The following is a 14,929-nucleotide window of genomic DNA, read 5'->3' on the forward strand; positions in this document are numbered from 1 at the left end:
GTTCGGCCACCTTGGCCCCTGCCTCGGCCTCCTTCAGCACCCCGATGATCTGTTCTTCCGTAAATCGTTTCTTCATTGCCGTTCCTTTGTGAACGGACTCTACATCGATTTCGTACTAACCACGGGGAGCAGGTCACCATGGAACAAGGGCAAACTCACCGGGCAAAAGCCACCTCTAAAGCTAGGAGAAATTTGGGCAATCCGAACGAGACTGAAGATGGCGTCGAACGTCCGGGAACTCGCAATGTTCAATCTCGCAATCGATAGCAAGCTTCGAGCGTGCGATCTCACGCGCTTGCGGGTGCAGGACATACGTCACGGAAGCCAGGTGGCCGCGAGAGCCTCCGTCATGCAACAAAAGACCCAGCGTCCGGTTCAATTCGAGATAACGGAGCAAACCCGTGAGAGCCTTGAAGCATGGATCGAGGCGCGAGGACTAAAGGCGGCGGATTTTCTGTTTCCGAGCCGCTTGCATACGTCACCGCATCTGTCGACGCGGCAGTACGCCCGTATTGTGCATCGCTGGGTCGCATCGATTGGCCTCGACGATACCGCATATGGAACCCACACTATGCGCCGTACAAAAGCCTCGCTGATCTACCGCCGGACGAAGAATCTTCGGGCTGTACAGTTGCTGCTCGGGCATACGAAGCTGGAAAGCACAGTTCGCTATCTCGGCATCGAGGTCGACGATGCTCTTGAGATGGCCGAGCAAACTGAGGTTTGACATATCCTGGCCGACGAGCGGTCGCTTGCCGGCCACAAACTGCCGGTTACACGCGCCGGCGTCGGCTCTGCTTCGTAGCCGGCCGTTGTTTGTCGCAAGGCGAGAGCTCGTTCAGCGGCCAGCACGGACATCAATCTGAGCGGCCAACGACGCCAAGCTCTACCGAGCGGAGGCGTCTCCCCGTTAACCCTTGTCAGCTTGCCGGATTTCTCGCCACGACGATCCACGCCGCCCCGTTGATCATCACCGCCCCCTCACCGGGGAGGCTCGCGAAGGCGGCGCGAACTGCGGCGCAGGCACGGGCGCGGATGTCGTCGGGTTGAGCGGCAAGCGCACGCGACAGCGGGCCAACCTCAAGCGTCATCCTCATTGCGTCATCGATCGCGGCGTCCCGCGTTTCGCCTTCGCCGAATGGGACGGCCGCGTCGCAGGGCGAGATAACGATTTCGGTGAAACCTGCCGCCGTCAGGATGCGTGCCACGTGCTCCCGGTCGCCGAACGAGAACGGGCCGGGCGCTTCGGGATCGGATAGCGCGCTCGGCGGGATGATGCCCTTGAGCGCGCCCATCGGCAGTCTCATCCAATCGTTCTCGGCCGCACCGCGCCAGCAGACGAATGCGACCCGGCCGCCCGGCCGGAGCGCACTTCGCATGTGGGTGAACGCCGCTGTCGGATCATCAAAGAACATCACGCCGAAACGCGAGAACAGAATGTCGAACGCGCCTTCGGGCAGCTCTGCGTTGCTGGCGTCGGCCACCTGAAACCGCGCCGGCGTATTGGCGTGGCACGCAAGCGCGCGCGCTCGATCGATCAGCAGTTCGGATATGTCCACGCCCAGCACTCGTCCCCCCGCGCCGACGCGAGCGGCCAGCGCCAGACTTGACGCACCCGCGCCGCAGCCGATGTCCAGCACGCGCTCACCCGTCGCGAGCGCAGCGGCTTCTATCGCGGCCTGGCCGAACACCGCCACCATAGCGTCGAGCCGGGCCTGATTGACGACCCAGCGCTCCCCGCCTTGGCCATTCCAGTCGCCGACCTGATCGGCATTTTGCTCTGCCATGACATATCCTCGTTCTGATGGTTTTAACTAAGCTGCCGGCCACCTTCCGTAGCCCAACATGTCAGGGGCCAGCACCCCTGCCCCGCACGCCTCCTGACCTGTGCGAACCGTGCCCCGGGAGCAGCAGCTGGTTGCGGATCCGTGGAAGGAGGACAATGGGAAAATCGTTGGTCGCAGCGCTCCCAGATAGACGAAGGGCGGGAGGGAAGCGCACACCCGCACTGCCCGAGTTGACGGCCATCGTCATCTCCAATCTATGCTCTTAAACCAGCATCGACTGCTGAACGAAGATACCCGCCATCGCTCCTTGCCATGCCGCCGTAGTAACCGAGGGGATGCCGGGGTTGGCAAGGTCACCAGCGGCGTAGATGCCCGGCATGCTGGTTTCACGGCGCTCGTCGGTCTTAAGCGCGATGCCGGTTGGCGTATTGACCGTGGTAAGGCCCAGTTCGTCGTGCAGGTTTACGGACGGCTTGTTGCGCGGATGCGCGAACAGGATGTCGACCGCGACATCGGGGCCGATATCGAGCTTGATGGTGGCACCATGGCTCCCGTGGCGTGCGATTTCGGTGATCCGGCCATCAACGAGAGGGACCTTCCGGCCCGCCAGATCGGCCCGTATGTCGGCAGTGATGTCGTGACCGTTGCCGAAGACGGTCAACCTGTCAGTCCAATCGTGAAACAGCCTGACCTGATTCATCGACTGCGGGCCGGACCAGACGAGGCCCCAATGCTGGTCAGCAACTTCGAAGCCGTCGCAATAGGGGCATGGGATGACGGATGAGCCCCAGTTCTCGGCAAAGCCCGGAACATCAGGCATCTGATCGACGACACCATAGCTCAGGATTACGCGGCGAGCCCTCAACCTTTCGTGATCGTCAGTGATGACGCGGAAATCGTCGACGGCGCCAGACACGCTCTCGGCCCGCGCAGTGACCAGGCTGATCGTTGGATAGCGCGCCAGTTGTCGCCGCGCTTCGACTAGGATGTCAAGCGGCGGCTTGTGGTCGTGGCCGAGCATGCCATGCGAGTGGCCGGCAAAGCGGTTGCGCGGCCGACCGGTATCGAGAACGGTGACCGTGCGGCGGGCCCGGCCGAGTTGCAGCGCGGCGGCGAGGCCGGCAAAGCTGCCTCCGATGATGATGACGTCTTTCATGATGATGGACTCCGTGTTGTGGATGGAGGGTTGGGCTGGGCGTGGTGTGCAGCATCGTCCCGCGATACGCGTTTGATACGGTCAGCGAGCAAGGCTTCGCCATTGGCAAGAGAGTTGCCCAAGGCGGTATTGACCCGCCCGACAATGCCGCCGATAACGGTGAGCGCCCGAGCAAAGCCTGCCCGCGTCTTGCAAATTGCGATACTTGATGGTATCGTAATTGGAGAATTTGAATACTGTCAAGTACTGGAATTGTCGTGACCGAAAACAGCCAGGGCCGGCGCGGCCGGCCCGCCAACGCGGCGCTTCGCCAAACGATCGTCGACGCCGCCGGCGAACTCTTTGTGGAATTGGGATTTCAAGCGACGACCATGGACAAGGTCGCGCAGAGGGCGCAGATATCCAAACTCAGCATCTATCGGCACTTCGAGAACAAAGAGGCGCTGTTCAGCGCGGCCATGGTGGCTCACTGCCATCAATTTGCACCCCTGGCCCTTTCTGACAGTGTCGGCGGTTCGGCCGAAGATCAGCTGATGGCGGTGGGATCATCCCTGCTTCACACGCTGTTAAGCCCGGACGTCCGTAGTGTCGAAGCCATGGTTTTGGCCGACAAGACGAATCAAAAGTCGTTAAGCAAGCTCCATTACGAAGCCGGGCCCGCCCATGTCATCGCCCAAGTCGAGGCCGTGCTGCATAAGTTGCACGCGAAAGCGATTCTGAACGTACCCGATGCTCGCCAATCCGCCCGCTTGTTTGCCGCGCTTTTCAAAGGATCAGATCTTCTACTTATCGCACGCTTCGATGAGGCGAGAGCAGAGGATGACAACGAAATCGAATCCTATTGCCGTTCGGCCGTCGCCATGTTCATCGCTGCGCACGATAGCATCTAGAAGTGCGCTATCGCGGCTTGATGAAGAGCCCGCAGAGTTGCATACCCTGTTCGCTCTAATCAATCTGTGGATGATGCGCGCACGCCGATGGGCGAGGCCACTGCACGCGCGCAAAAGCCGCCTCACCAGCGCACGGTTCTAAGCGCCCGCAGAGGCCGGTGACTGGTATCCCTGGCGACGGCGGGGAATGACCGTTCCACTCCGATACCTGCCCGTCGAACAGAGACTGCTCGACCGGCTGCAATGGGTCGAAAATGGTCGTTCTCGTTTGTCTGCTGTCGACCCATTGCTGACTTCAGCAAAGCAGATCTCGATGCCGAGAAACGGACAGTCGACATATCAGAGGGATAATTACGACTTCCACCACCGAGAAAGCATGCGGCCTTGAAGGCCGGTTAGACTCGTTGTGCCTCGACCGGAAGATGCTCCATGAACCAGTTCTTTGCTGACCAGATTGACCAACTTGACCTAGCTGTCGATCAGCTAGCGGTTCGAGACAGGAACTTCGATCGGTTTGCTCTGATGCTCGTCGACAACGTCGTGGAGTTGGTTCTTCATCAGCACGCGAAGGACAAGGTCATGATGAGCCAATCTTTCGCAGCGAACAAGAAGTCCAAGCCGGAATGGAAGACAGCGGTTGCCGCAATCGGTCAAGGCTTCGATGCCAAAGTGCGCTACGCGCGTGAGATGGCGATGGTCTCTGCGGCAACAGCGGACAGCATCCAGTACCTACATTCGTTCAGGAACTCTGCCTACCATCAGGGAAGTCGTCACGAGAACATTTTGCACTCGCTCGCGGTGTTTTACTTCCGAGTGGCGTGCACTGTGCTTGGTGCCTATAAGCCTGTTTTCTACAGCCTATCCTCAGGCGACAAGATATCGCATCGTGCAGTGAAGTACCTCGGTAAGCCAGACCTGTTCGATCAGAAAGATGCTTTTGTCAGGGCATCCAGCCGACTCACAGAGGTGGCTGAGGGGCTTGGTGATAAGCTTATAGACGATCTTCAGGCCGATATGCTCTCGACGATTAATCAGATCGACGATTGGCTCGGCTACGTCTCGGAGAATGACCCCAACCGGCCGAGCAGGGATGACGCGGTTCGACACTGCCAAGCGTGGCCGTTCGCATGGACTGACGAGGCAAAGGCCTTCGCGCAAGCTAACGGATGCAAGGCCTCGAACATGGGTGAGTACGTAGAATGGCTAGGGGATCATTACAACTGGCAGATCAAGACCGACCCGGTTGTCAGTTGGAAAAAGCGGCACCGCTCGTTGCAGAAAGAAAAGGACTCGGACGCGGCACTCAAGAAGTACTGCGACTTCATGAAGCAGACGGAAACGTTTCGCGAGGCGCTGAACGGAAGCGTCCTACAACTTGACGGCTACATTCAAGAGCAGATCGATCGCGCACGGGGAAAGTAACAGCGCGCATCACATCGACCTCGCCACGGCTGCGATCTGCGAGCCTCTCTCTTCATTGGATGACTTGGGCTGTCGTCTGGCACCTAGCTAGCCTACTCGGAAGCGGCCACGGGAAAGTGTCTGCTCATGGCCTGGAGCTGTCGGCGATGGTTGCTCGCTACACCGACGCGGCGTGGAAACGACGCTGACCTATGTTTAAAGGGGCGACATCAGGGTTAAAATTTACGCCCGTGACGATTGAAAATAACCGAATATCTATCGATTCTGGTCGTTCGGTTGCCACCGGTCATCACGGGTAATTATATCGGAGGCATCGACATGAGCGTAGACAGAGATTTAAAGGTAATACTCGACCAAATCGTGCATGTCGACCCTCTGGCTGAGAATATCGATGATCTCCCCGCGAGTATGTTTTTGGCACACAATGGGAATTCATTACAACGCGCAGACTATTTTCTGATGCAGCGAAGTATTATCGTTGAGGTCAAATCGTTATCTGGTAATCGAGGCTCGCAGCTCAATGAGTGGCTGAACAGTAAAGCGGAGTCCGACCCTTGGTTGAGAAAATTCTGGTTTGGAACTGTTGATGTCGAGCAAATATTTTGTCGGCATCCTGATGGCGAGCGGTTAAAGCGAGAATCCCTAGATTTCTTCTATCGAAGCGTGATTGGTAACTGTATAAACTCTGCTCGCCCGCAACTGCGAAGCATGAAAAATCTTTTTTTGCTTCCGAGCGCATCGTGCGGCGTTATTATAATTAATGCGAGAGATCTATCGATAGAAATTTCGGACCTTACGATTGCGATAAGAGAGAATCTGGGAAAGAGGGAATTAAATGGCGACCGTACTTGCCAGCCGATCGATTTCGTATTAATCATTTCTGAGACAGAGCTCGACATTCAAAATCGCGTCAGCCATTGGAACCTTATAGTTCATCCGGATGCGAAAGAAATTGAACTCATTCAGTGGTACTTTAAAAACGATCTCTTTTTGCGTTGGGCTTCACATCGAGGTCTCCCTACCGTCTTTAAGGAATGATTAGCTACGCGCTCTCAAGAACTGTTGAACCGGCGAACTCGGGATTACACATCGATGAAGTAACATCGCCCAACCCCAACAGCCCATGAATTCCATTCATCACCCATGCTCGACCGCATCCATCTATCCATCGTGCAAGAGGTCGAAAAACAAGGCTCCCTGACCGCAGCCGCAGGCGTCCTTCACGTGACCCAATCGGCCCTAAGCCACAGCATGAAGAAGTTGGAGCAGCAGTTGGGCACCGACATCTGGCTGCGTGAAGGCCGCAGCCTGAGGCTGACGCAAGCCGGTCAATACTTGTTGGCAGTGGCCAACCGGGTGTTGCCGCAGCTGAACCTGGCCGAGGAGCGCCTGCGTCAGTTCGCCCAGGGAGAGCGCGGATCGCTGCGTATCGGCATGGAGTGCCATCCCTGCTATCAGTGGTTGCTGAAGATCGTTTCCCCGTATCTGGCGGCCTGGCCGGATGTGGACGTGGATGTGAAGCAGAAATTCCAGTTCGGGGGCATCGGGGCGCTGTTCGGCTACGAAATCGATCTGCTGGTCACGCCTGATCCGCTGAATAAGCCCGGGCTGGTGTTCGAGCCTGTGTTCGACTATGAACAGGTGCTGGTCGTCGCGGGCAACCACCCGCTTGCCAAGGAGGAGTACGTCACTCCCAAGCAGCTTGGCAAGGAAGTGCTGGTGGCCTATCCGGTGCCGATGGACAGGCTGGACATTTACAGCATGTTCCTGACGCCAGCGGGCATTACGCCGAAGCGCCACAAGGCGATCGAGACGACGGACATCATGCTGCAGATGGTCGCCAGCGGCCGCGGTGTGGCAGCGTTGCCGCGCTGGCTGGTGCTGGAGTACGCGGACACGATGAATGTGGTGCCCGTCCGGCTGGGCAAGAAAGGCATTGCCAAGCACATCTATCTGGGTGCTCGCGAGGCGGACGTGGATATCGATTACCTGCGTGCATTTATCGCACAGGCAAAAAGGCCAGCCGCAGCCTGATTCTTCGCGGGCACGTCTGCTCGCTACGCGGGGTCAACCGCCATCTAACCCGTACTCGGCCAAGATCCCGGTCGCGCAATGATTGCGCCGCCGGGCTTTCTGCTAGGCCGAGCGTCGGCACAGCCAGCAAACAATCCCCTTCCCCTGAGAAAGACGCTGCCGGACTTGAGAGCGTTGGGCTGCGGCCGACCGCGTGGCCGAGGCAAGGCCAAATCTGCGAGCAGATCGGCATGCCCTCCCGCACATGAGCACAGCTAATGGTTCCATGAGATCAATTCACTTTTATTCATGGATGACCCCACCTATACTTCGGCCCCTACGCCGTCGATATGAAGACTGCCAAACAAAAACCAGAAGAATTTGAGCAGCGCTGAAAAGCGATAAATGGACGCGGGTTTATCTCAGGAATCAGGGCAGCAAAGCAATATGAGTAACGAATTCACATTTGCCATCAAGAGCATTTGTTTCGACGAAGACTATCGTCCTTCGGACAATACGCGGATCACCACCAATTTTGCCAATCTGGCCAGGGGCACGAGCCGCCAGGAGAACCTGCGCAACACGCTGCGGATGATTGACAACCGTTTCAATGCCTTGGCGCATTGGGACAATCCCAAGGGCGATCGCTATACCGTCAATCTTGAAATCATCTCCGTCGAGATGAGCATTGACGGCGCAAGCAGCGGCAACGCCCTGCCCTTGATTGAAATCCTGAAGACGAGCATTGTCGATCGAAAGACCAACGAGCGCATTGAGGGCATCGTAGGGAATAATTTTTCCTCCTACGTCCGGGATTACGACTTCAGCGTGCTGCTGCTGGAACACACCAAGAATCAGGTCGGGTTCAGTACCCCTGAGAATTTTGGAGACCTGCATGGGAAGCTGTTCAAGGCCTTCGTGAATTCAAGCACGTACAAAGAGCACTTCAGCAAGCCGCCCGTGATCTGCCTGAGCGTGTCGAGCAGCAAGACCTATCTTCGGACTGAAAACCAGCACCCTGTGCTGGGCGTTGAATACGTGCAGGATGAGTATTCGCTGACTGACGAATATTTCAAGAAGATGGGGATGAAGGTTCGCTACTTCATGCCTCCCAACAGTGCCGCGCCGTTGGCTTTCTATTTTTCCGGCGATCTGCTGGGCGATTACACCAATCTTGAGCTGATCAGCACGATCAGCACAATGGACACCTTCCAGAAGATTTACCGGCCAGAGATCTACAACGCGAATTCCGCGGCCGGAAGATCCTATCAGCCCAGCCTGAAGCACCAGGATTATTCGCTGACCCGGATTGTCTATGACCGAGAGGAACGTAGTCAGCTGGCTATCGAGCAGGGGCGGTTTGTTGAAGAGCATTTCATCAAGCCGTACCAGGCGATTCTTGAGCAGTGGTCCGCTAACTACCCTCTTTGATTAATCAGAAACACCAAGGCATCTATTGTGAAGAAATTGCTCCCCACCTCAACCGCCGGCAGCCTGCCCAAGCCTTCCTGGCTTGCAGAACCCGAGAAACTCTGGTCGCCCTGGAAACTGCAGGATGAAGGCCTGGCCGAGGGCAAGCAGGACGCTCTGCGTCTGTCTCTGCAAGAACAGCAGCACGCAGGCATCGATATCGTCAGCGACGGCGAACAAACGCGTCAGCACTTCGTGACGACGTTTATCGAGCATCTCGACGGCGTTGATTTCGAGAACCGCAAGACGGTCAGGATCCGCGACCGCTATGACGCAAGCGTGCCGACGGTCGTGGGCGCCGTGGCTCGCCGCAAGCCGGTATTTGTCGAAGACGCAAAGTTCCTGCGCCAGCAGACCAAGCAGCCGATCAAATGGGCTTTGCCGGGCCCGATGACGATGATCGACACGCTGTATGACGCCCACTACCAAAGCCGCGAAAAGCTGGCTTGGGAGTTCGCCAAGATTCTGAACCAGGAAGCCAAGGAACTGGAGGCTGCCGGCGTCGATATCATCCAGTTTGACGAGCCCGCGTTCAACGTGTTCTTCGACGAGGTGAATGATTGGGGCGTTGCCACGCTGGAACGGGCCATTGAAGGGCTCAAGTGTGAAACCGCTGTCCACATCTGCTATGGCTACGGCATCAAAGCCAATACGGATTGGAAGAAGACGCTGGGATCGGAGTGGCGGCAGTACGAAGAGGCTTTCCCCAAGCTGCAGAAATCCAGCATCGATATCGTCTCGCTGGAATGCCAGAACTCTCGCGTTCCCATGGATCTGATCGAGCTGATTCGGGGCAAGAAGGTGATGGTGGGCGCCATTGACGTGGCAACCAACGCCATTGAAACCCCCGAGGAAGTCGCCAACACGCTGCGCAAGGCGCTTCAGTTCGTGGATGCCGACAAGCTCTACCCTTGCACCAACTGCGGCATGGCTCCCCTGTCTCGTGCTGTGGCAAGAGGCAAGCTGAGCGCCTTGAGCGCCGGCGCGGAAATCGTCCGTAAGGAACTCTCGAACTGATTCAAAGGCGGGAAATGGCCGTCGCGAGCCGCTCGCGACGGCCACGCATGAACAATAAATCCTATGTCACTTTCCAGTACCGCGATCGAGCCATTGCGCTTTCGCGAAGCGCTTGGGCACTACGCGTCCGGCATCACCGTCATTACAACGCACCTCGAAGACGAGCCGATAGGCTTCACCTGCCAGTCGTTCCATAGCGTGTCCATGAGTCCGCCGCTGGTGTCGTTCAGCGTGATGTCCAGTTCAGGCAGCTATCCGAAAATTCGCCAGGCGGGTCGATTCGCCGTCAATATCCTGTCGGACGAGCAAGTCAGGATTTCCAAGCAATTCGCTCGCCGAGGCACGGACAAGTGGCACGAAGTCGAGTGGCGGGAATCGCCGCTGGGCAATCCGATCATTGCCGGCAGCCTGCACTGGCTTGATTGCGAGATCTACGCCGAACACGCCGCGGGCGATCATCTGATCGTGATCGGTGAGGTGAAGGCATTGAACCTGCAAGAAGCTGCCGCTACGCAGCCATTGCTGTACTACAAAGGGCAGTATCGCAACATCGCCGAGCATTGCGAGGCTTGAGGGCATACCTCCACGGCTAAGAGCGGCCCCTAGCCATCAAGCCCCGTTTTACCCGCCGAAAGGCAGTTGGCCCGGATACGCCGCATGCCGCTCAGGGCGTTACCTGATAACCGCGCTGCTGCATGCAGCTGGCGTAGGTCGAAGCGGCGGCCGAACTGGCCTGCGACTGGGCTGCGCGATCCTGCCGACGCTCTTGCCGCTGCCGCGAACCGCCTACCACCGCTCCCGCCACCGCGGCGTCTTTCGCCTGGTTCTGCCGGTACTGCTGCTTGACGTCATCGTCCATCCGGTCATACACCTCTTCATGCTGCCGGCCGCGCGCGCCAGCCACCGCCGCGCCTGCCGCGGCGCCAGCTGCCGCGCCTCGGACGCGTCCGCCGGATTGGGGACTTTCGGTAGTGGCGCTGCTCCCGTTGCCGGCCAGCGCCTGGCACGCGGCGCTATCTTGCTGGGAGGTTGCGGCAGACTGCCCTTTGAGCGGCGTCACCGTCTGGGCCGTGGCGCTCAGGCAGAGCGTAGCGAGTAGAGACGCGATGCCGGAATACATGGACGTTTTCATGAAAAACTCCATTGCTATCGAGAGCCAGGAAATTGCAGTTTAGCTTTACCGGTAGGCGATGGCGCGACTTTCTTGAGGAGATCGAGGGCGGGTAATCGAGTTCCGGCACCTTTATTTGCCGAGTCCAGTGCCGATGTCCGCAAACCATAAGTCTGCCCAATTGGGATGTCAGCCTACAGTGCTCAGGGCGTCACCTGATAACCGCGCTGCTGCATGCAATTGGCGTAGGCGGAAGCAGCGGCCGCCTTGGCTTGCGACTGGGCGGCTCGCTCGTGCCGGCGCTTGCGCACACCGGCTATCGCCGCGCCCGCCGGTGCCGCCCCCACCGCCAGACCGATGGCCGCGCCTCGGGCGCGCCCGCCGGATTCAGGACTTTCCGTAATGGCGCTGCTCTCACTATCGGCCAGCGCCTGGCACGCGGTGCTATCTTGCTCGGTGGTTGCGGAAGACTGCCCTGAAAGCGGCGTCACCGTCTGGGCCGTAGCGCTCAGGCAGAACGCAGCGAGAAGAAATGCAACGCCGAAGCACGTGGACGATTTCATGAAAAATCCCATTCCTATCGAGGGCCGGAAAATCGCCGTAGTGTACGGGACGGGGATGACGGCCGAACCGGGGTTCAAGTGCGGCAGCGCTTAGAAGCGAGCCACAAAATGTAAAGAAAACTAGACTTATTGACACGACAACCTGACATCTATAAAGTCAGGTTTTCTTTACATAGATAACCGCCATGCACACCCACGCCGAGTCCCTGCGCGCCCCGACACCCGGCCGCACTTACCTTATCCGCACCATGTCTTTGATGAGCGCGTACGTGCTGGTTCACGCTGCCGCGATCGCGGGTCTTTTCGATGGCGTCCTGGGCCAGCCCGCCGGATGGGCGGTCGCAGCGCTGGCCGCGCTGCTCGTGGCCGGCCAAATATGGGCCACGCTACGGCTCATGGCGCATAGCGATGAGTACGTGCGCGTGATAGTCGCCAAATGCTTCATCCTGGCCGCCGGCGCCACGATGGCGCTCTGGACCGCCTGGGGATTTGGCGAAACCTATGCGGCTGCCCCTCACCTTCCGGGGTGGCTCGTCTATCCCGTGTTCTGGGGAATCTACGCGCTGGTATCTCCCTTTGTTCGTACGAGCCATTGAATGAAAAACAAGTTGCGGGTACTGCGGGCCGAGGAAGGCTGGACACAGGCAGACCTGGCGGAGCGGTTGGGCGTCTCTCGCCAGGCCGTTAACGCGCTGGAAACCGAAAAGCACGCGCCGTCCCTGGATCTTGCATTTCGGATAAGCGCGCTTTTCAAGAGGCGGATTGAGGATATTTTTGAGAATCCGTACGGCGAATCCGTAGCCTGACAAGCCCTCAGGTTCGGCCGGCTACCTGGGCATACCGCCCCGCAATTCCCGCCGCAGCCTGCCGCATCCTCTCCACCACCGTCCCGAACCTTTCCACCGCCAACCTTTCCGCCATCGCCGTCACCGTAATCGCCCCCAGCGCTTGCTCCTTTCCTAACATTATCGGCACCGCCACCGCGCTAGTGCCAGGCATCAGCCCGGCCGGCGCATGCGCCAACCCTTCTTTCCGCGCCTTCTCTACCCGGGCGATGACATCCTCCACCCGCTCCCCCAACACCTCCAGCCGCGCTGCGTTGCTGCGCACCAATCCCACGCTCTCCCCGGCGTCCAGGCTGGCCAACAACGCTACTCCCGACACGCCCACCCCGAGCGGCCGCCTCACCCCCACTTCAATCGACAAAACCTGTATCGGATGCCGCCCGGTCCGCCTGCCGATGCATATCGAGTCGTGGCCGTGCCGGATACTGAGAAACACCGTGTCCCCCACCTGATCCGCCAGCTCCGCCATATACGGATCGGCCAGCGTCAATAACGGAAACCGTCGCGTGCGCGCCAGCCCCAACAGCGTGACCTCCTGCCCGATCAAATATCGGCGCGTTTCCGGGTCCTGTTCGACCGCTTCCTCCTGCACCAGGGTCTTGAGCAGCCGGTGCACGGTGGGACGATTCAGGCCAGACATGCGCTCCAGGTCCACCAGGCGCACTCCCCGTTCCTGCCCGCACGCGATCAAGCGCAGCAGCGCCAACGCGCGGCGCACAGTCTGGGCTCCGGACGCGCTCTTGTCTTCGGCATCGCTCATGCAGCCTCCGGTTTCAGGACGGATTTGGGAGTCTGCGCGATGGCGCGCTTGGTGACGATGACGCCCAGCGACGCATAATTGGGGCCTCCAATGCGGCAGATGGGCCGCAGTTGGCGGGTATCGATCTTGCCGTCCTGCATCAAGCCGTCGCGGATGTGGAACATCACGACTTCGCCCACGAAGAATTCGGCGCCGGTGTTTCCGAACGGTGTCACGCTGTGGAACCGGCATTCCAGGCTGATGGGCGCCGCAGCCAGGCGTGGGGTTGGGATGGCGGAGCCGGGAAGCACCTCCAGGCCCAGCAGGTCGGCTTCGCTGACTTCGGCCGGATGTTCCTGGGCGCTTTCATGGAGCGGATCCAGGAGCGTCTCGTCGGCGATGTTCACGACGAAGTGGCCGTTGGCCATGATGTTGCGGCCGGTGTCTTTGCGTTCTCCGGCCTTCCTGCCGATGTTGACGCCGATCATGGGCGGCTGGTTGGAAACGAAGGTGTAGCAGCTGAAGGGAGCCAGGTTGACGCCGCCATTGGCATTGACGCTGCTGATCCAGGCGATGGGCCGCGGGACGACGATGCCGCTCATCAGGCGGTAGGTCTGTTCGGGGTTCAGGTCGGTTGCGGGGAAGTGCATATTGTCTCGCTTCGTAGTCCGGATATTGAACATCAGAATCTGGGAGCCTCGGCGCGCACACAGTGCGCCAAGCCTGATTTTCGGATGCAGAGGGCCAAATCCAGAAGGGACCCGTGGAACACTATCCAAAAATAGTCCAATATTCGGAACTTTTCGCCAAATTGGCGTTGTTTGGCAGTGCGGGAATTCCTAGAGTGTCATCAAACAAAACGCGATGACACGCACAGGAGACTGACCATGAACCGCAACGCGCTCCGCGCCTGCGCCACTGTGGCGCTGACCGTCCTTACCTCGATGGCGCATGCCGCCTGGCCCGAGAAGCCCGTGAAAATTGTCGTGCCCTACCCGCCCGGCGGGAATGTGGACGTGGCCGCACGGCTTATTGCCCCAGGATTGCAGGCGGCGCTGGGGCAACCGTTCATCGTCGAGAACAAGCCCGGCGCGGGCGGCATGATTGCCGGAGAACAAGTGGCGCGCTCGGCCCCGGACGGGTACACGCTGTTCATGGCCGCGAATGGTCCGCTGCTGTTTTCGCCACTGATCTTCAAGCGCGACGCGTACAAGTGGGATCGGGATTTCGCGCCGATCAGTTCGGTCTCGTACACGCCGTTGGTGTTGCAAGTGCGGCCGGAACTGAAGGCAAAGAACCTGGAAGAACTGCTGGCGCTGGCGAAGAAGGACCCGGGCAAGCTGAACATGGCGTCGCCGGGCGCGGGCACGACGAATCATCTGGTGAGTGAGCTGTTGCAGTCGCTGACCGGCGCGCGCTGGACGACGGCGCAATACAAGGGCAATGCGCCGGCCACGACGGATCTGCTGGGCGGCCAGGTGGATTTCAATTTCGATCAGATCTCGGTGGCGCTGCCTTACGTGAAGGATGGGCGGCTGCGGGCGCTGGCGGTAACGACCGCCAAGCGCGTGCCCTCGATGCCCGATGTGCCCACGTTTGCGGAAGCCGGCGTGCAGGGCATGGAGGCGGCGACGTTTACCGGGTTGCTGGCGCCGAAGGGCACGCCGCCGGAGGTTCTGGACAAATTGAGCGCGGCGCTGGCCAAGATCCTGGCGCAGCCGGCGATCATCCAGCGTTTCGACGAGCTGGGCGCGGAGGCGCGCGGCAGTTCGCCCGAGGAGTTCTCGCGCTACCTGGCCGCGGAAGACGCGCGCTGGACGCCGATCATCAAGCGCGCCGGCATTACGGCGAATTGAATCCGGGCGCGCCAGGCACGCGACTCGGCGCCCCTCCCCCTCATCCATCCCAATACGGAA

At 59.3% G+C, this 14,929-nt stretch carries 17 protein-coding genes; 11 read left to right on the top strand and 6 right to left on the bottom strand.

Going from position 1 to position 14,929, the window contains the following annotated elements; translation table 11 throughout:
* Nucleotides 1–103: 103 nt before the first annotated feature.
* Complete coding sequence (locus tag AGI3411_RS02200; protein ID WP_129526119.1) at nucleotides 104–727, top strand: tyrosine-type recombinase/integrase; 624 nt, start codon at nucleotides 104–106, stop codon at nucleotides 725–727.
* A 193-nt stretch (nucleotides 728–920) separates the two neighbouring features.
* Here the strand turns inward: AGI3411_RS02200 and AGI3411_RS02205 are convergent, their stop codons facing one another.
* Nucleotides 921–1,787, bottom strand: coding sequence for a class I SAM-dependent methyltransferase (locus AGI3411_RS02205; RefSeq protein ID WP_129525786.1), 867 nt, complete (start codon nucleotides 1,785–1,787; stop codon nucleotides 921–923).
* Between the two features lie 262 nt (nucleotides 1,788–2,049).
* Complete coding sequence (locus tag AGI3411_RS02210; RefSeq protein ID WP_129525787.1) at nucleotides 2,050–2,943, bottom strand: NAD(P)/FAD-dependent oxidoreductase; 894 nt, start codon at nucleotides 2,941–2,943, stop codon at nucleotides 2,050–2,052.
* Between the two features lie 257 nt (nucleotides 2,944–3,200).
* On the opposite strand from AGI3411_RS02210, the gene AGI3411_RS02215 reads away from it, so the two are divergent.
* The 7 genes from AGI3411_RS02215 to AGI3411_RS02245 all read left to right on the top strand — a co-directional run bounded on the left by AGI3411_RS02215 (nucleotide 3,201) and on the right by AGI3411_RS02245 (nucleotide 10,328).
* Entirely contained in the window at nucleotides 3,201–3,833 is a 633-nt protein-coding gene (locus tag AGI3411_RS02215) for a TetR/AcrR family transcriptional regulator (protein WP_129525788.1), read from the top strand.
* Between the two features lie 429 nt (nucleotides 3,834–4,262).
* Complete coding sequence (locus AGI3411_RS02220) at nucleotides 4,263–5,255, top strand: hypothetical protein (protein ID WP_129525789.1); 993 nt, start codon at nucleotides 4,263–4,265, stop codon at nucleotides 5,253–5,255.
* Nucleotides 5,256–5,573: 318 nt separating this feature from the next.
* On the top strand, nucleotides 5,574–6,293 hold the full coding sequence (locus AGI3411_RS02225; RefSeq protein ID WP_129525790.1) for a hypothetical protein: 720 nt from the start codon (nucleotides 5,574–5,576) through the stop codon (nucleotides 6,291–6,293).
* Nucleotides 6,294–6,398: 105 nt separating this feature from the next.
* Nucleotides 6,399–7,289 carry a LysR family transcriptional regulator gene (locus tag AGI3411_RS02230; RefSeq protein WP_129525791.1) on the top strand — a complete coding sequence of 297 codons (891 nt, stop codon included), beginning with the start codon at nucleotides 6,399–6,401 and terminating at the stop codon, nucleotides 7,287–7,289.
* 426 nt (nucleotides 7,290–7,715) lie between these two features.
* Nucleotides 7,716–8,699 carry a DUF1852 domain-containing protein gene (locus tag AGI3411_RS02235; RefSeq protein ID WP_129525792.1) on the top strand — a complete coding sequence of 328 codons (984 nt, stop codon included), beginning with the start codon at nucleotides 7,716–7,718 and terminating at the stop codon, nucleotides 8,697–8,699.
* A 27-nt stretch (nucleotides 8,700–8,726) separates the two neighbouring features.
* The gene (locus tag AGI3411_RS02240; protein ID WP_129525793.1) at nucleotides 8,727–9,755 is read left to right on the top strand and encodes a methionine synthase; all 1,029 of its coding nucleotides are present in this window, start codon (nucleotides 8,727–8,729) and stop codon (nucleotides 9,753–9,755) included.
* Nucleotides 9,756–9,818: 63 nt separating this feature from the next.
* Nucleotides 9,819–10,328, top strand: a complete 510-nt coding sequence (locus tag AGI3411_RS02245; RefSeq protein WP_129525794.1) for a flavin reductase family protein — start codon at nucleotides 9,819–9,821, stop codon at nucleotides 10,326–10,328.
* A gap of 91 nt (nucleotides 10,329–10,419) precedes the next feature.
* Here AGI3411_RS02245 and AGI3411_RS02250 read toward each other — a convergent pair whose 3' ends face one another.
* Both AGI3411_RS02250 and AGI3411_RS30315 read right to left on the bottom strand, forming a co-directional pair.
* Complete coding sequence (locus AGI3411_RS02250) at nucleotides 10,420–10,887, bottom strand: YMGG-like glycine zipper-containing protein (RefSeq protein ID WP_129525795.1); 468 nt, start codon at nucleotides 10,885–10,887, stop codon at nucleotides 10,420–10,422.
* Between the two features lie 182 nt (nucleotides 10,888–11,069).
* Nucleotides 11,070–11,429, bottom strand: coding sequence for a hypothetical protein (locus tag AGI3411_RS30315; RefSeq protein WP_129525796.1), 360 nt, complete (start codon nucleotides 11,427–11,429; stop codon nucleotides 11,070–11,072).
* A gap of 185 nt (nucleotides 11,430–11,614) precedes the next feature.
* Here AGI3411_RS30315 and AGI3411_RS02260 point away from each other — a divergent pair, with 185 nt between their 5' ends.
* Together AGI3411_RS02260 and AGI3411_RS02265 are read left to right on the top strand one after the other, a co-directional pair.
* Nucleotides 11,615–12,025, top strand: coding sequence for a hypothetical protein (locus tag AGI3411_RS02260; protein ID WP_129525797.1), 411 nt, complete (start codon nucleotides 11,615–11,617; stop codon nucleotides 12,023–12,025).
* Nucleotides 12,026–12,235, top strand: a complete 210-nt coding sequence (locus AGI3411_RS02265; RefSeq protein ID WP_129525798.1) for a helix-turn-helix transcriptional regulator — start codon at nucleotides 12,026–12,028, stop codon at nucleotides 12,233–12,235. It begins immediately after the preceding gene.
* A gap of 7 nt (nucleotides 12,236–12,242) precedes the next feature.
* Here the strand turns inward: AGI3411_RS02265 and AGI3411_RS02270 are convergent, their stop codons facing one another.
* Both AGI3411_RS02270 and AGI3411_RS02275 read right to left on the bottom strand, forming a co-directional pair.
* A complete protein-coding gene (locus tag AGI3411_RS02270) occupies nucleotides 12,243–13,034 on the bottom strand; it encodes an IclR family transcriptional regulator (protein ID WP_129525799.1) in 792 nt (263 codons plus the stop codon).
* Nucleotides 13,031–13,663 carry a flavin reductase family protein gene (locus AGI3411_RS02275; RefSeq protein WP_129525800.1) on the bottom strand — a complete coding sequence of 211 codons (633 nt, stop codon included), beginning with the start codon at nucleotides 13,661–13,663 and terminating at the stop codon, nucleotides 13,031–13,033. Before AGI3411_RS02275 ends, AGI3411_RS02270 begins: the two co-directional genes overlap by 4 nt.
* 237 nt (nucleotides 13,664–13,900) lie before the next feature.
* On the opposite strand from AGI3411_RS02275, the gene AGI3411_RS02280 reads away from it, so the two are divergent.
* A complete protein-coding gene (locus tag AGI3411_RS02280) occupies nucleotides 13,901–14,869 on the top strand; it encodes a Bug family tripartite tricarboxylate transporter substrate binding protein (RefSeq protein ID WP_129525801.1) in 969 nt (322 codons plus the stop codon).
* Nucleotides 14,870–14,929: the final 60 nt, after the last annotated feature.

The sequence above is a fragment of the Achromobacter agilis genome, assembly GCF_900496965.1.
GTDB classification, from domain to species: domain Bacteria; phylum Pseudomonadota; class Gammaproteobacteria; order Burkholderiales; family Burkholderiaceae_B; genus Achromobacter; species Achromobacter agilis.

Excerpts from the sequence above, each read along its gene's own strand:
- AGI3411_RS02260 (WP_129525797.1), top strand. The coding sequence starts at position 11,615 with ATGCACACCCACGCCGAGTCCCTGCGCGCCCCGACACCCGGCCGCACT.
- AGI3411_RS02275 (WP_129525800.1), bottom strand. The coding sequence starts at position 13,663 with ATGCACTTCCCCGCAACCGACCTGAACCCCGAACAGACCTACCGCCTG.
- AGI3411_RS02235 (WP_129525792.1), top strand. The coding sequence starts at position 7,716 with ATGAGTAACGAATTCACATTTGCCATCAAGAGCATTTGTTTCGACGAA.
- AGI3411_RS02225 (WP_129525790.1), top strand. The coding sequence starts at position 5,574 with ATGAGCGTAGACAGAGATTTAAAGGTAATACTCGACCAAATCGTGCAT.
- AGI3411_RS30315 (WP_129525796.1), bottom strand. The coding sequence starts at position 11,429 with ATGAAATCGTCCACGTGCTTCGGCGTTGCATTTCTTCTCGCTGCGTTC.
- AGI3411_RS02220 (WP_129525789.1), top strand. The coding sequence starts at position 4,263 with ATGAACCAGTTCTTTGCTGACCAGATTGACCAACTTGACCTAGCTGTC.
- AGI3411_RS02205 (WP_129525786.1), bottom strand. The coding sequence starts at position 1,787 with ATGGCAGAGCAAAATGCCGATCAGGTCGGCGACTGGAATGGCCAAGGC.
- AGI3411_RS02245 (WP_129525794.1), top strand. The coding sequence starts at position 9,819 with ATGTCACTTTCCAGTACCGCGATCGAGCCATTGCGCTTTCGCGAAGCG.
- AGI3411_RS02265 (WP_129525798.1), top strand. The coding sequence starts at position 12,026 with ATGAAAAACAAGTTGCGGGTACTGCGGGCCGAGGAAGGCTGGACACAG.
- AGI3411_RS02230 (WP_129525791.1), top strand. The coding sequence starts at position 6,399 with ATGCTCGACCGCATCCATCTATCCATCGTGCAAGAGGTCGAAAAACAA.
- AGI3411_RS02270 (WP_129525799.1), bottom strand. The coding sequence starts at position 13,034 with ATGAGCGATGCCGAAGACAAGAGCGCGTCCGGAGCCCAGACTGTGCGC.
- AGI3411_RS02210 (WP_129525787.1), bottom strand. The coding sequence starts at position 2,943 with ATGAAAGACGTCATCATCATCGGAGGCAGCTTTGCCGGCCTCGCCGCC.
- AGI3411_RS02250 (WP_129525795.1), bottom strand. The coding sequence starts at position 10,887 with ATGAAAACGTCCATGTATTCCGGCATCGCGTCTCTACTCGCTACGCTC.
- AGI3411_RS02280 (WP_129525801.1), top strand. The coding sequence starts at position 13,901 with ATGAACCGCAACGCGCTCCGCGCCTGCGCCACTGTGGCGCTGACCGTC.